The 15,464-nt window shown below is 44.1% G+C and carries 11 protein-coding genes; 7 read left to right on the plus strand and 4 right to left on the minus strand.

The annotated features are described in order from the left end of the window. Positions 1-196 precede the first annotated feature (196 nt). Positions 197-406, minus strand: coding sequence for a YbfA family protein (locus tag IQ211_RS01135; RefSeq protein WP_189758109.1), 210 nt, complete (start codon positions 404-406; stop codon positions 197-199). 348 nt (positions 407-754) lie between these two features. Here IQ211_RS01135 and kdpF point away from each other — a divergent pair, with 348 nt between their 5' ends. From kdpF to kdpD, 5 genes are read left to right on the plus strand one after another with little or no spacing between them, the layout of a single operon-like run. Then, positions 755-844, plus strand: coding sequence for a K(+)-transporting ATPase subunit F (gene kdpF, locus IQ211_RS01140; RefSeq protein WP_065814091.1), 90 nt, complete (start codon positions 755-757; stop codon positions 842-844). Continuing rightward, positions 845-2,542: a potassium-transporting ATPase subunit KdpA gene (gene kdpA / locus IQ211_RS01145; protein WP_189758108.1), complete on the plus strand. Its 1,698-nt coding sequence runs from the start codon at positions 845-847 to the stop codon at positions 2,540-2,542. Between the two features lie 16 nt (positions 2,543-2,558). Further along, the gene (gene kdpB / locus IQ211_RS01150; RefSeq protein WP_189758107.1) at positions 2,559-4,625 is read left to right on the plus strand and encodes a potassium-transporting ATPase subunit KdpB; all 2,067 of its coding nucleotides are present in this window, start codon (positions 2,559-2,561) and stop codon (positions 4,623-4,625) included. Between the two features lie 55 nt (positions 4,626-4,680). Next, complete coding sequence (kdpC, locus tag IQ211_RS01155) at positions 4,681-5,280, plus strand: potassium-transporting ATPase subunit KdpC (protein WP_189758106.1); 600 nt, start codon at positions 4,681-4,683, stop codon at positions 5,278-5,280. Next, a complete protein-coding gene (gene kdpD, locus IQ211_RS01160; RefSeq protein ID WP_189758105.1) occupies positions 5,267-7,984 on the plus strand; it encodes a two-component system sensor histidine kinase KdpD in 2,718 nt (905 codons plus the stop codon). Before kdpC ends, kdpD begins: the two co-directional genes overlap by 14 nt. Before the next feature lie 59 nt (positions 7,985-8,043). Here kdpD and pulA read toward each other — a convergent pair whose 3' ends face one another. Next, entirely contained in the window at positions 8,044-10,842 is a 2,799-nt protein-coding gene (gene pulA, locus IQ211_RS01165; RefSeq protein ID WP_223281540.1) for a pullulanase-type alpha-1,6-glucosidase, read from the minus strand. A gap of 604 nt (positions 10,843-11,446) precedes the next feature. Between pulA and IQ211_RS01170 the strand changes: the two genes are divergently transcribed. Next, a complete protein-coding gene (locus tag IQ211_RS01170; protein ID WP_189758103.1) occupies positions 11,447-11,875 on the plus strand; it encodes an EamA family transporter in 429 nt (142 codons plus the stop codon). Between the two features lie 38 nt (positions 11,876-11,913). Here the strand turns inward: IQ211_RS01170 and pgm are convergent, their stop codons facing one another. Both pgm and seqA read right to left on the minus strand, forming a co-directional pair. Then, positions 11,914-13,554, minus strand: a complete 1,641-nt coding sequence (gene pgm / locus IQ211_RS01175) for a phosphoglucomutase (alpha-D-glucose-1,6-bisphosphate-dependent) (protein ID WP_189758102.1) — start codon at positions 13,552-13,554, stop codon at positions 11,914-11,916. A gap of 81 nt (positions 13,555-13,635) precedes the next feature. Next, the gene (gene seqA, locus IQ211_RS01180) at positions 13,636-14,169 is read right to left on the minus strand and encodes a replication initiation negative regulator SeqA (protein ID WP_189758101.1); all 534 of its coding nucleotides are present in this window, start codon (positions 14,167-14,169) and stop codon (positions 13,636-13,638) included. A 362-nt stretch (positions 14,170-14,531) separates the two neighbouring features. Between seqA and ybfF the strand changes: the two genes are divergently transcribed. Next, positions 14,532-15,311 (plus strand): esterase, encoded by a 780-nt coding sequence (ybfF, locus tag IQ211_RS01185; protein ID WP_189758100.1) that lies wholly within the window; start codon positions 14,532-14,534, stop codon positions 15,309-15,311. The last annotated feature ends 153 nt before the right edge of the window (positions 15,312-15,464 follow it).

Genomic DNA, 15,464 nt, shown 5'->3' on the forward strand with positions numbered 1-15,464 from the left:
TTTAATGCGTATAAATCCAATATAAAACAAAACACCTTGCCAGCATAAACCGACAAGGTGCCAAGATGTTATATCAATCTCACTTCAAGATGCGTTTGATTTCTCCCCGCGAAGCGGGGGAGAAATCAGGTTTCATCGAGTGTTGTAACTTGAAGTTTAATGCGTATGCCTGATTAGGCTCAGTCATCATGCCATTTTAGCGATTTCGAGTCTCTAAAGTCATTTCTGAACGTTCCAGCCATACTGGCTTATCACTGGTTTTTCGCCATACTTTATACAGATAGCTATAGAAACGGGCACGATCACGACGAAACAGCATAACAGGAAGCGCAATGACACCCAGTGATATAGCGCCAATACGTCGCAAGAGAACCTGATGCCAAGAGTATGCACGATATATAGACATTGATACCCCCTCATGGGCTTAACCTGTAATATGCGTAAAATTTTATCTGATAAAATGAAAACTTACTACTCATCCGACCACTTTTTTAGTGGTATAAATCACTTTTTTCTCTGATTTCGTAATTTAATTACAAAATTACACTTAAACAGAAACAAAACAAACAAAGTGAAAACAAAAAATTAACTCAGCATAGTTTGCTACACTTGCTTTATGATGTTTTGTCGATGAATTCCACAGATCATTTATACTTTTTTTACGCTTTCAGGAACCTTTTAATAACTTCTTTGTATGGTATTTCTATGCTGTAACTGACTATTTCTTAAAGAAATAAGCAAGGAGATACACCACATGAATATCTTCCTGATCCTTGGCATTTTTTTGGTGACGCTATTGCTGGGCTATCTCATTTATGCGTTATTGAATGCGGAGGATTTCTAAATGGCAACATCCGCTTTTTTATTGATTGCCAGTTTCTTGCTCATACTATTTCTATTGGGTAAACCGCTTGGTATCCTGATTGCTCGGCTCGTCGAAGGAGAGCTACCTTACTGGCTAACCAAAACAGAAACCATCTTATGGCGTTGTTGCGGCCTGCAAAAACCGGGCAGCAATGTCAAAGAAATGAACTGGTGGCAGTATGCTCTCACCATTCTCATCTTCAATATCGCCGGATTATTATTACTGTTTACACTGTTGATCAGCCAAGGTCACCTGCCACTGAATCCACAACATTTTGCTGGCATGAGATGGGATCTGGCACTTAATACCGCGATCAGTTTTATCACTAATACCAATTGGCAAGCTTATAGCGGAGAAAATACCCTCAGTTACCTGAGCCAAATGGCCGGATTGACTGTTCAGAATTTTCTGTCTGCGGCAACGGGAATTGCTGTGGCTTTTGCCTTAATGCGGGCACTTTCCCGTCAAGGCACTAAAACAGTAGGAAATGCGTGGATAGACATTACACGTATCACTGTATACCTCTTACTTCCGCTTGCAATCATTGTGGCTTTATTCTTTGTCAGCCAAGGGGTTATCCAAAACTTTTCGCCCTATGTCCTTATCCATTCTCTTGAGGGACAACAACAATGGCTCCCTATGGGGCCAGTCGCTTCCCAAGAGGCGATAAAACTTTTAGGAACTAATGGCGGAGGCTTTTTTGGGGCCAACTCAGCCCATCCATTTGAAAACCCAACTTCACTTAGCAACTTTGTCCAGATCCTGGCTATTTTCTTAATTCCTTGTGCATTATGCTTCGCATTCGGTCTAGTTGTTGGCGACAACCGTCAGGGATATGCCCTGCTATGGGCAATGAGCATCATTTTCATTATTGCCACCAGCGTTGTGATGTATGCCGAAACCACAGGTAATGCCCAGCTCATACATCCCAATATCAGTAACCATTTTAATATGGAAGGCAAAGAAACTCGTTTTGGCATCCTGGCCTCTTCGCTCTATAGCGTTGTGACGACAGCCGCTTCCTGCGGTGCCGTAAATGCGATGCATGATTCCTTTACCGCACTGGGTGGCATGATACCGCTCTGGTTGATGCAAATCGGGGAAGTCATATTCGGTGGGGCGGGTTCTGGTCTTTATGGCATATTACTGTTCGTTCTGCTTGCTGTATTTATTGCGGGCTTAATGATTGGCCGCGCACCAGAATACTTAGGCAAAAAAATCGATGTCTACGATATGAAAATGGTCGCACTGGCAATTTTAATCACGCCTTCGCTTGTTTTATTAGGCACGGCTTTGGCAATTTCAATCGATGCAGGCCGCAACGCTATTGCAAATCCCGGTGCTCATGGTTTCACCGAAGTGCTTTATGCTTTCTCATCCGCAGCCAACAACAACGGCAGTGCCTTTGCCGGACTCAATGCCAATAATATCTTTTACAACCTATTGTTAGGCGTCATCATGCTTCTTGGCCGCTTTGGTATCATTCTGCCCGTTCTGGCAATCGCCGGTTCTATGGTTAATAAAAAACGCCAGCCAATTAGCAATGGCACCTTACCGACTTACGGCTCGCTCTTCATTGGACTATTAATTCTGGTCATTTTACTGATTGGTGCCCTTACGTTTATTCCTTCTCTGGCTCTTGGCCCTATCGCAGAACATCTACAACTTTGGCCGTAAGAGTGTGAGGTAGCGCATGAAAAATAAACAACAAGTATTATTTGAACCGACTTTAATTCGCCGTTCACTTATCGATTCGTTAAAAAAATGTCATCCGGCTCAACAATGGCGCAATCCGGTCATGTTCGTCGTTTATGTGGGAAGTTGCCTGACCACCATCTTATGGATTGGCCTATTAATGGGACAACTAACGGGTAGCGCACTTTTTACTGGTGCCATTGCTCTCTGGTTATGGTTTACCGTACTGTTTGCCAACTTTGCAGAAGCACTGGCTGAAGGGCGTAGCAAGGCTCAAGCCTCCAGTCTGAAAGGGGTAAAAAGAACTAATTGGGCAATCAAACTAGCATCATCCAACCGTGAGGCCGCAAAAGAAAAAGTCACTTCTGACACCTTGCGCAAAGGCGATATTGTATTGGTGGAAGCCGGAGAAATTATTCCTTGTGATGGAGAAGTCCTTGAAGGAGGAGCCTCCGTTGATGAAAGTGCTATTACCGGAGAATCAGCGCCAGTTATCCGCGAATCCGGTGGCGATTTTTCCTCTGTCACTGGTGGGACGCGAGTTTTATCAGATTGGTTAATCGTCGAATGCACCGTCAATCCGGGAGAAACCTTTTTAGACAGAATGATCTCAATGGTTGAAGGTGCCAGACGACGTAAAACACCCAATGAAATCGCCCTCACCATTCTGCTCACTGCACTGACCATTATTTTTCTGCTGGTCTGTGTCAGCCTGCTGCCTTTTTCCTTGTTTAGCGTTCAGGCTAACCAATCTGGCGCGCCTATTACACTTACGGTATTGATTGCTTTACTGGTTTGCCTGATCCCCACCACCATTGGTGGATTACTGTCAGCTATTGGCGTTGCAGGTATGAGCCGGATGTTGGGAGCCAACGTTATTGCTACCAGCGGTCGGGCCGTTGAAGCCGCTGGGGATGTCGATGTTTTACTACTCGATAAAACGGGCACTATCACACTAGGAAATCGTCAGGCGTCCCAATTTTTACCCGCACCGGGCGTAACGGAACGGCAATTGGCTGATGCAGCTCAACTCTCTTCTCTCGCGGATGAGACACCGGAAGGACGCAGTATCGTGATCCTGGCAAAACAACGTTTCAATATGCGTGAACGCGATCTACGGGAATTAAATGCCACATTTGTCCCCTTCTCCGCAATGACGCGCATGAGTGGAGTCAATATTGGTAATCGCATGATCCGCAAAGGCGCGGTCGATGCTATTCGTCGCCATATTGAAGCTAATCACAGCCATTTCCCGGATGTGATTGACCAACTGGTACAGCAAGTTGCACATAAGGGGGAAACACCCTTAGTTGTTGCTGAGAACCAACAAGTTTTGGGTGTTGTTGCCTTAAAAGATATTGTGAAAGGCGGAATTAAAGAACGCTTCAGTGAAATGCGTAAAATGGGGATCAAGACTGTCATGATCACAGGTGACAATCATCTCACAGCCGCTGCAATTGCCGCCGAAGCAGGCGTTGATGACTTTTTGGCAGAAGCCACTCCCGAAGCGAAACTTGCCCTTATCCGCCAATATCAATCAGAAGGACGTCTGGTTGCCATGACAGGTGATGGTACAAACGATGCACCAGCGCTGGCACAAGCAGATGTGGCTGTTGCCATGAATTCAGGCACACAAGCGGCGAAAGAGGCTGGCAATATGGTTGACCTGGATTCTAATCCCACCAAGTTGATCGAAGTTGTCCATATTGGCAAACAGATGCTAATGACCCGCGGAGCCTTAACCACATTCAGTATTGCCAATGATATTGCTAAATATTTTGCCATCATTCCCGCGGCTTTTTCCGTAACGTACCCACAACTTAATGTGTTAAACATCATGCACCTGCATTCTCCAGAATCGGCGGTACTGTCTGCGGTTATCTTCAATGCGATAATCATCATCTTTTTACTACCATTGGCCCTAAAGGGTGTCAGTTATCGCCCAATGAATGCATTGTCACTCTTGCGCCGGAATCTATGGCTCTATGGACTTGGTGGCCTGCTTGTACCTTTTGTGGGTATCAAGCTTATTGACATATTGCTCACTGTCTTAATGTTTAACTAACGATCTTTTCACTACAGCATACTTAAAAATCGGTGCTTCAAATAAGGTGATAAAAATGATCTGGTTACGTTCTTCCATTGTTCTGCTGGTATTGCTTAGTTTAATCACGGGAATAGCCTATCCATTACTGGTGACGGGAATAGCAGAATTTTTATTTCCCTATCAGGCTAAAGGATCGCTAATAGAGCAGAATGGCAAACTGGTTGGCTCTGAATTAATTGGTCAGAATTTTACCAAATCCATCTATTTTCATGGGCGGCCTTCCATGACAACTGAAAAACCGTACAACACGCTGTCATCTGGAGGCAGTAATCTCGCAGTAACCAACCCTGAACTGAGCAGCAAAATACACCAAAACATTATCCAGGTACGTTTATTTAACCATCCCGCAACCTATCCAATTCCTGTTGATTTAATCATGGCATCGGGTAGCGGGTTAGATCCCCATATATCCCCTGAAGCAGCAGAATTCCAGGCACAACGAGTGGCGATAGCCCGTCATATGCCACTTGCTATCATCCATAACCTCATTGAGCAACACATTCAATATCCCCTGCTGGAATATATGGGGCAACCCATAGTCAATGTACTGGAACTGAATCTGGCGTTAGATAACCTGGACCCAAAAGGCAGATCAGAATATGGAACACAATGAACCACAGCGCCCTGATCCTGATGAATTGCTGACACTGGCAAACGAAAAGCCCCGCGGTAAACTAAAAATCTTTTTCGGTGCTTGTGCGGGCGTCGGCAAAACGTATGCCATGCTGCAAGAAGCTCAACGGCTGTTGGCGCAGGGGCTAGATGTCATTGTCGGTGTTGTTGAAACCCATGATCGATCAGAAACCGCAGCCTTATTGAAAGGGTTACCCCGATTACCAGCAAAATATTTCCGCCATAATGAACGCCGGATAGCGGCATTTGATATTGATGCCGCCCTTGCCCGCCATCCGGCCATTATTCTGATGGATGAACTGGCATTCAGTAACCCTAAAGGTTCCCGCCATCCGAAGCGCTGGCAAGATGTTGAAGAATTACTGGAAGCAGGCATTGATGTACTGACAACTATCAATGTGCAACATTTGGAAAGTTTGAATGATGTTGTCGGCGGCATTACCGGTATTCGCGTGCGGGAAACCGTTCCTGACCATATTTTTGATCAGGCCGATGATGTTGTTCTGGTCGATCTTCCACCTGATGATTTGCGTCAACGGCTCAATGACGGCAAGGTTTATATTTCAGGTCAGGCCGAACGTGCCATTGAACATTTTTTTCGCAAAGGGAACCTGATTGCCCTGCGTGAATTGGCGTTACGCCGCACGGCAGATCGCGTAGATGACCAAATGCGCGCTTTTCGTGATACGCGAGGAAAAGAACCCGTATGGCATACGCAAGAGAATTTACTACTGTGCATTGGCTACAACGCCGGCAATGAAAAACTGGTTCGAAAAGCCGCTCGCCTGGCAGCAAAACTCAACTGCACCTGGCATGCTGTTTACGTTGAAACCCCCAAACTACATCGATTGCCAGAAGGCAAACGACGTACCATTTTGCAAGCCTTAAAGCTGGCACAAGATCTGGGCGCTGAAACCGCAACACTCTCTGATTCCGATGAAGAAAAAGCCGTCCTGCGCTACGCCAGAGAGCATAATCTGGGTAAAATTCTTATTGGCCGCTATTACAATTCACAGGTAAATTTCTTCGGCTTTAAATGGTATCGTGACTTTTCAGAGCGTCTGGGAAAGCTCGGTCCTGATTTAGATTTGATTATTGTTGCGTTGGAAGATAAAAAAAACGGCGACAAAGAGCCAAAAGATAACCGAACATTCAATGATAAATGGCGAGCCCCGATTCAGGGTTTTTTGATGGCTATCGTACTCTGCGCCCTCATTACCCTCTTTTCCCGCACTTTCTTGCTGACCCTTGACAAAGCCAACCTGGTAGCGCTTTATCTGCTCGGTGTTGTCATTATCGCGCTGTTTTATGGTCGTTGGCCATCTGTCTTTGCTGCTTTTGTCAATGTCATTAGTTTTGATCTTTTCTTTGTCCAACCACGTTGGTCATTGGAAGTCAAAAACATTCAATATCTGCTCACACTGGCCGTCATGCTGATTGTCGGGGCTGTTGTTGGCAACCTTACCGCAGGTATACGCTATCAAGCCAGAGTAGCCCGTTATCGCGAACAAAGAACACGGCACCTATATGAAATAACCCGTACACTGAGCAAGGCCCTGAATGAAGAAGACGTAGCGCGTATCAGCTATTACTTTCTATCCAACAGCTTTCAGGCAAAAACAGGCCTGCTGCTGCCAGATAACAATCAGCGTTTATATCAAGTGAAATCCCATAATGGTGGTCAGATGCAGATCGATGAAGCAATCGCCAAATGGTGTTTTGAGAAAAAACAACCTGCCGGAGCGGGCACTGATACATTACCGGGCGTCCCTTATCAATTATTGCCTATCGCTACGCCCTCGCAGGTTTTTGCCGTTCTTGCCATTGAATCCCCTAACCAGCGCCAGTTACTAGTACCGGAACAACAGCGGCTATTACAAATCTTCACGGGACTTATTGCCAATGCGCTGGAACGCTTGCACCTGACCCGCAGCGCAGAATCTGCCAGGTTAGAAACTGAGCGGGAACAACTGCGTAATTCATTGCTGGCAGCCCTATCTCACGACTTACTTACTCCGTTGACTGTACTATTCGGGCAGGCTGAAATACTGATGTTGGATTTATCGACAGAAAATTCGCCCCATACCCAACAAGTTAATCAAATTCGCCAGCAAATTCTCAGCCTTTCGCGACTGGTCAATAACCTGCTTGATATGGCACGACTGCAATCAGGTGGCATTCAACTTAACCTTGAATGGTGTCCACTGGAAGAAATTGTCAGCAGTGCTTTGCGTTCTTTGGAACATACCCTCAATCGCAATACTGTAGCACTTTCTTTACCCAACAATGTATTGCTGCATTGTGATGCCACCTTACTGGAACGTGTTTTTATCAACCTGCTGGAAAATTCCATTAAATATACCAGTGAACAGACTCCTTTAGGCATACAAGCTACAATCGAGGAAAAAACTGCTCAGAAACAGGTGCATATTGAAATCTGGGATACAAACACAGGAATTCCACCAGAACAAGAAAAACTGATTTTTGATAAATTCTCACGCACCAGTAAAGAATCAGCGATACCTGGTGTCGGGCTAGGTTTGGCGATCTGCCAATCCATTATTGAAATCCACGGTGGAAAGATATGGGCAGCTAATAATCAAAAAGGGGGAACCAGTTTTCATTTTCTTCTGCCGTTGCAAGATCCACCAGATTTACATGGGGCATCTGCGGCAAAAATCTGAAACCGTTTCGCCCCCTAAACATCTTGCTATTAAAAGTAATCAAATAGTTCTCAATTTCGTTATTTCCTGCGAACAGGCAAACCTGTACCACGAATTCCTTCTTGTGGCAAAACTAACACAGCTGCTGACCATGCAGGCATGGTTACTTCACCATTTTCTGTGATTCGTATTCCCGCAGCCAAAGACGCTTCGCCTAATTCACGTTGAATATCATTTAATCTCAGCCCCACGACATTCAGATCTTTAACAGTCACAGACCAGGGTGCAGCATTAATGACGACGACCAAACCATCAAACCGCAAATCACGATCACCCGATGTCAGATTGCCATCATCAATCGTCATGACGAGTAAACCAGGTTGCTGGTGAGGGCCAACATTAATAAAATCAACACGCTCCCTGACAGCCGCACCTTCGCCAAGTGTCATCAACGGTGAAAATTGACGTAATCTCAGTAGTTCCTGATAAAACGCCATCATCTGCAATAATTCCTTTTGGCCTGGTTTTTCCACCTGATTTTTGACCCGATTAATCAGTGGATAATTTTTGCCGTCATTACCGCGTTCAGGTAACCCTACGTCATAATTATTGTCTTTATAATCATAACTAACACGATTAAACCAATCACCCGCATTATAAGAATCACGGGTAAATGATTTTGAACGCAATAACGCTGACCCTTGTTGATCAAAAGCCAGGCCTTGCCCAAGGAATACTGTTGCCAGGGAGATCGCCTGCATACGAACTCTCGTCATCAAATCTGCTTCTTGGGCAGCTTTATAGCTAATAATATCCCACAATGTTTGATTATCGTGTTTAGATACATAATTCACTACTTCAATGGGATCTAATGCATAACCCGCAGCGGTGCCCTTATAATCAATTTCCCTGCCGGTTTTCACCTTTCCATCTTTATCGATCATGATGAAATCTGCCAAATTACCCGCCATACCAAGACGAACCAGATCCCATAAATGACGAACCTTATCGGCATCTAAGCGAGAAATTTCGTTCGGTAATATTTCGGCACCATTTCCTGCGCCCTGATTACTGCGAATACTATCGGCAACATCAAAAGGCCCGCCTCCACGTACCGCATCTCGTAATCGGTCAGAGAAAGTTCCAATGCCACTCCCCTTAAGATTAACTTGTGATGCGGTTTCAAACCGATCATCCTGCCCAGAATTCCAGCCCTCACCGAAAAAGTAGATCGATGGGTTAATCGCCCGAACTTTTTCCAGTGCCGATATAATTTGCGCTTTGGGGTGATAACCCATTAAATCGAATCGAAATGCATCTATCTTATAATCTTTAACCCAGGTTACCAGCGAGTCTGCTATCAATTTGGCAAACATACGATGTTCAGGCGCAGTGTCAGAACAACAGGTATTATTTTCTACATTGCCTGTTATTTCATCTAAACGGTGGTAATACCAGGGCACGATCTTATCCAATACCGACGTTCGGGACACAGGGCCCGCCGCATCGGTATGATTGTAGACAACATCCATGATCACATTCATACCCAATTGCTGCTTGATAGCCTGTATCATGGAGCGAAACTCTTTTATACGACCGGAACCTTCCGGATCAGTGGCATAAGAGCCTTCCGGTACTGAATAGTGAAACGGATCGTAGCCCCAGTTATAGGAATCCGTCTTTGCCACCATCGTATTTAATTCTTGTACCTGCGGGTTATTGATATTGTCATCGCGCCGCAATTGCTGCAAAACCTCCCGTACAGTCAATGTGCTATCGCAATAACCCGCAAAACGGCTATTTTTCACCATTGGATTGACCTGACACAGACGTTTAAAAGAGTGATCAAGATCAGCCACCTGATGGCTAAATTCATTAACGGAGGCAATATCAAACACAGGCAATAGCTCCATATGAGTCATTCCCGCCTGACTCAACGCCTTAAGATGTTTGAACATATCGCTGTTCTTGGCGGTTAGTGCCCGATATTTACCACGCCAATCTGCGGGTATTGTGCTGTCTGCCACGGAAAGATCTCGGATATGCGCTTCATAGATGGTCATGCGGGCAATATCCGTTGGTGTATTTTGCGGATGCGGCATCAACAGGTTATCCCAATTTTGTGGTTTCAGTGACGCATCATCCAAATTGACAACCTGGCTATATTCAGAATTCGTAGACAGGCTATAAGAATAGGGATCGGTCACTTCATAACGTTCCACATTGCGGGAATCTGGGTGGTAGACCTTTAAGGCATAACGATAGTAAGCACCAATCAATTTCTTGTTACCTTGCCAGAACCAGGAACCACTTGCAGCATCGCGCTGCATTGTATGATTGGCAATAATCTGCTTATCTTGATTATAAATCATCAGGCCAACCTCTTGGGCAGTCGGTGCCCACAAGCGGAAAATAACGCCTTTGTCATCTATCCGTGCCCCATATTCCAGCTTATCAGCGGCATCGGCAAAACGATCATCCAACACACCCGCCGTTTGTACTTGAGTTGCCGATATTAACAAACCTTGCTCATCAGCAGCCAAAGCCACCAAATCACCCGTCAGAAGAAGATCAATATCCGTTTCTTCTGGTAGACGGAACGCCGCCCATTTTGCCAGATGGGGAAACTTCCTTGCCGTCTCCTGGCTTAAGTTTGTCGGGGTTAATGTCAGATAGTTATCGTTAAAATAACCTTGCTCATTAGCTTCTACCTTATTGTTGTGATTGTAATATAGGCGAACAATAGGCTGACCTGCTCCACCTGACCATAATAATGTTTGTCGATCAACCCAATGTGCGGAGGCGTGAGAAATTTCTGGTTCAGAATGACAACGATAGATTTGTTCACTGTCGGATATTTGCTTCAAACTATGTGCCATCAGTTCCTCCTGGGTTTTAAACGAATGATTTTTATTTGGGATACAACGCTGTTGTGCGCAACTTGCAAGTAATAAAACAAATAGACTGCTGAATACAATAAAATAAACTTTTCTCCAAAAGTCAGATTTCATAGCAAAACCTTTTTAATAGAAAGTTCACATCAACGCTATTTTTAATAAAAATGAAAATAATGATTAAACATTGTATTAGATAAACTCACCTCATCCTTTATTAATAAATATCAGGAGTAGGATAAAGGATGAGTTACCTTCTGTGATATTCATCAATTGTACTTTCACATGATTAAAAGTTGTGGCAATTTGAAAAATATATATCAATCTAACTTCAAGATAATAAGACGCATATTGCAAGACAATTGGTATATACGCATTAAACTTCAAGTTGCAATTTACAACACGATATGAAACCTGATGTCTCCCCGCTTCGCGGGGAGACATCACACGCATCTTGAAATGAGATTGGTATAGTGCATAAATATTTTTAGCATTTTAGTGGTATTATGCATATTCAGAACAACAAAATTAGCCTATGATGCATTCCTCTGATACAACACGCTAATATCAAACACAAGGTTAATTGAATATGAGTACATGGCTGATTTATGCCTTACTCTCTGCACTAACGGCTGCGCTGGTCGCTATCTTTGGAAAAATTGGGTTGCAAAATTTAGATGCTAATACGGCAACTGCCATTCGTGCTGTTATTATGGCACTGTTTTTGACAGGCGTTGTCATTGTGCAGGGGAAATTGAATCTTATCAGCGAAATTCTCGCTAATCGCAAGGCACTTCTGTTTATCCTATTAAGTGGTATTGCCGGAGCACTCTCCTGGCTATTCTATTTTCTGGCGATCAAACATGGCAACGTTTCCCAGGTTGCTCCTGTCGATAAATTGAGCGTGGTATTTGCAGTCATTCTGGCGGTAATTCTATTTGGCGAGAAAATTTCTCTGGTGACTTGTGGTGGTATCGTGCTGATTACCCTGGGCGCTTTGATGGTTGCTTTAGGATAAACACAAAGAAGCCGCAGCAATCGCTACGGCTTGTATTTTTAACCTGCAGCAAATACCTGATTGACGATTTCCTGAGCCTCTTGTTCAATTTTTTCACGATGCTCCGCACCAAGGAAGCTTTCGCAATAGATTTTATAGGCTTCTTCCGTACCAGAAGGACGGGCGGCAAACCAACCATTATCACTCATCACTTTCAAGCCACCAATGGAGGCGCCATTCCCCGATGCGGTGGTCAGGCGGGCGGTAATCGGATCACCTGCCAATATATCGGCCTTAACCATTTCCGGTGATAGTTTGGCCAATAATGCCTTTTGCTGATGAGTCGCTGAAGCCTGAATACGGCTATAACTTGGTGTACCAAATTTAGCAGCTAGTTTGTCGTAGCGTTGCTGTGGGTTCTCACCGGTAATTGCCGTCATTTCAGCCGCCAACAAGCACAGAATAATACCATCTTTATCGGTTGACCATGGCGTGCCATCAAAGCGCAGGAAAGATGCCCCAGCACTTTCTTCTCCACCAAAACCTAATTCGCCTTTATAGAGTCCATCCACAAACCATTTAAAACCGACGGGAACTTCCACTAATTCACGCCCCAGATCAGTTACAACACGATCAATCATGGCGCTGGAAACCAGAGTCTTACCCACCGCGATATTTTGCGGCCATTGTGAGCGGTGGCGGAATAGGTAATCGACAGCTGTTGCCAGATAATGGTTAGGATTCATCAAACCCGCCGGCGTAATAATCCCATGACGGTCATAGTCAGGATCATTGGCAAAGGCTAAATCAAATTTACCACGCAGCTCCAGCAACCCCGCCATTGCCCAACGGGATGAACAATCCATACGGATCACACCGTCATGATCCAGTGTCATAAAACGAAATGTCTGATCGACTTTATCATTAACCAGTGTCAGATCGAGATTGTAATATTCCCCAATCCGCTGCCAATAGGCAATCCCTGAGCCACCCAGTGGATCAATGCCAATCTTTAAGCCTGCCTGCTGGATCGCTGTCATATCCACCACTTCACCCAGTGTAGTGACATAAGGATCGATCAAATCTTGGGAATGCAGATATTCACTTTTTAATGCCTGTTCATAAGGCAGGCGCTTGATCCCATTAAGACCAGAAGCCAGTAATTCATTCGCACGCTGTTCAATGATTGCCGTCAAATCGGTATCGGCTGGCCCGCCGTTAGGTGGATTATATTTGATACCACCGTCTTCTGGTGGGTTATGGGATGGCGTGATCACGATACCATCAGCTAAACTTTTTCCCTGACGGTTATGACATAAGATGGCATGAGAAATAGCAGGAGTCGGTGTAAACCCATTATTTTCCTGCACAATGACATCCACTCCATTCGCCGTTAACACTTCCAATACGGAGATAAATGCCGCTTCTGAAAGCGCATGAGTATCTTTACCCACATAACATGGCCCAGTAATCCCATGTTGCGAACGCACTTCCACAATAGCTTGAGAAATAGCCAGAATATGTGTTTCGTTAAAGCTATTGCGTCCAGAACTACCACGATGACCGGAAGTACCAAATTTAACCTTATGGGCTGGATTTTCAGGATGGGGTTGTAAGGTGTAATACTGTGAAGTGAGTTGAGCAATATTGATTAAATCATGCTGCTGGGCGAGCTGCCCCGCTCTTGGATGAATGGCCACTTTATTATTTCTCCTGGGAGACCGCACTGGATTATCACCAGCGCGGTACTAATAAGCTAATCAATTGTATTAGTAGTAGAATTAAATAGTACCACACACTTTTTCAATCAAATTTGCCGAAAACTTCATATCCTGCATGATATGTTCGATCATGCTGCGTTTACGGTCAGTGTTGGTATTGGTGATCACCCAAAAAGGCGTACCAGGAACATGGCGTGGCTTCGTTTGCTTACCATTCGCCAATAACGTGTGCTCATCACCGGCGAAATAGGTACGAGTACGGCCATGCATCGTTTCTGTTGCTTTGGAAAAACCCTCGCTGTTCAAGCTATACAGGGTAGACAGGACCAACATAAAGCGTTCAACTGATTTTTTCTTTTCAGCGTACTCATCCGAAAGCAATAATTCACGAATAACGCGAACAGCATCACGGGAATGAGTAACTGGAGTTTTAACAACGGGTGCAGGGTCGTTGGCAGGCTCTGTAATTTGTACTGGCTGCCCGGCGTCTAACTTCAATATGCGCCGTAAAATATCAGATGCACTTTCACCGATATGCAGAGTTTGGCTTGCAATAAAGCGGTAAAGTTCTTCATCAACTTCTATCGTTTTCATTTCTATCCAGTACTGTTCTTAATGAAAAAATTATCTTGGGATTATAAGATATAATGCCACAAAACAAAACAATTAAACTTTCAATAACTTAAAGTGATTCTTTTTAAAATAGAGAATCTTTAGGAAAGTCACTTTCCTTTAAAATAAATCAATTAGTTACAACTATTTCATCCCATTGAGTTTGTCAAAGCTCACGTGTCATGATATTAAGCATCTCAATATTAAACATGGTATATACCAATCTAACTTCAAGATGCGTGTGATTTCTCCTCAGTTCACGGGAAGAAATCAGGTTTCATCGCGTGTTGTAAATGGCAACTTGAAGTTTAATGCGTATAAATGGTATTAAATTCAGGCAAATCATGAAGACAAATTGTCAATTAAATTATCATCTTCACACTGTAGAAAACCTGCAATCTTCAACGCCCATTGTCTTGATTCATGGGCTTTTTGGCGATTTAAACAATTTAGGCGTATTGGGGCGGGAGCTACAGCAACATTATCCGGTGATTCAAATTGATGTACGTAACCACGGTATTTCACCACGTATGGAAAATATGGATTATCGCAATATGGCACAGGATGTCCTGGCACTGCTTGATGAGCTAACCGTGTCCAAGGCTATTATTATAGGGCACTCCATGGGTGGCAAAATCGCCATGAGCATGACGGCTATTGCGCCAGAGCGGATTGAAAAAATCGTGGTGATTGATATGGCTCCTGTCGCTTATCCGGTTCGCCGTCATGACAGCATTTTCACCGCACTGAACAAAGTCGTAGCCGCCGGTGTACAAACCCGACAAGCAGCGGCAGATATTATGCGTCAGGATATTCAGGAAGAAGGTGTTATTCCATTTTTACTGAAATCATTCCATCAAGGGGAATGGAAATTCAATCTTCCCGTTTTGCAAAAAGAGTATGAAAAGATTATCGGTTGGGAAACTATTCCTGCATGGCATAATCCCGCCCTATTTATCCGTGGTGGAAATTCAGATTATATTAATGAAGAATACCGAGAAGAGATTATCAGCCAATTCCCACAAGCAACCGCATGGGTTGTGGCCGGTTGTGGGCATTGGGTACATGCAGAAAAGCCTGAAGCTGTACTCCGGGCAATTCATCGCTTTTTAGGTACAAAATAATGACGAATATCAACCCATATTCTGATGGGTTGATAAAAAAAAGAGTCAATATAAAAATAATTATATCTAATTCATTACTGGCGCCTTAATATACAACAAAGAAAACAGTCAGCCATTATTACACCAATATTAAATAATGTATTCTACAAAAAA

The sequence above is a fragment of the Xenorhabdus griffiniae genome (assembly GCF_015163655.1).
GTDB classification, from domain to species: Bacteria; Pseudomonadota; Gammaproteobacteria; order Enterobacterales; family Enterobacteriaceae; genus Xenorhabdus; species Xenorhabdus griffiniae.

Excerpts from the sequence above, each read along its gene's own strand:
- kdpF (WP_065814091.1), top strand. The coding sequence starts at position 755 with ATGAATATCTTCCTGATCCTTGGCATTTTTTTGGTGACGCTATTGCTG.
- kdpC (WP_189758106.1), top strand. The coding sequence starts at position 4,681 with ATGATCTGGTTACGTTCTTCCATTGTTCTGCTGGTATTGCTTAGTTTA.
- IQ211_RS01135 (WP_189758109.1), bottom strand. The coding sequence starts at position 406 with ATGTCTATATATCGTGCATACTCTTGGCATCAGGTTCTCTTGCGACGT.
- ybfF (WP_189758100.1), top strand. The coding sequence starts at position 14,532 with ATGAAGACAAATTGTCAATTAAATTATCATCTTCACACTGTAGAAAAC.
- kdpD (WP_189758105.1), top strand. The coding sequence starts at position 5,267 with ATGGAACACAATGAACCACAGCGCCCTGATCCTGATGAATTGCTGACA.
- IQ211_RS01170 (WP_189758103.1), top strand. The coding sequence starts at position 11,447 with ATGAGTACATGGCTGATTTATGCCTTACTCTCTGCACTAACGGCTGCG.
- kdpB (WP_189758107.1), top strand. The coding sequence starts at position 2,559 with ATGAAAAATAAACAACAAGTATTATTTGAACCGACTTTAATTCGCCGT.
- seqA (WP_189758101.1), bottom strand. The coding sequence starts at position 14,169 with ATGAAAACGATAGAAGTTGATGAAGAACTTTACCGCTTTATTGCAAGC.
- pulA (WP_223281540.1), bottom strand. The coding sequence starts at position 10,842 with ATGGCACATAGTTTGAAGCAAATATCCGACAGTGAACAAATCTATCGT.
- kdpA (WP_189758108.1), top strand. The coding sequence starts at position 845 with ATGGCAACATCCGCTTTTTTATTGATTGCCAGTTTCTTGCTCATACTA.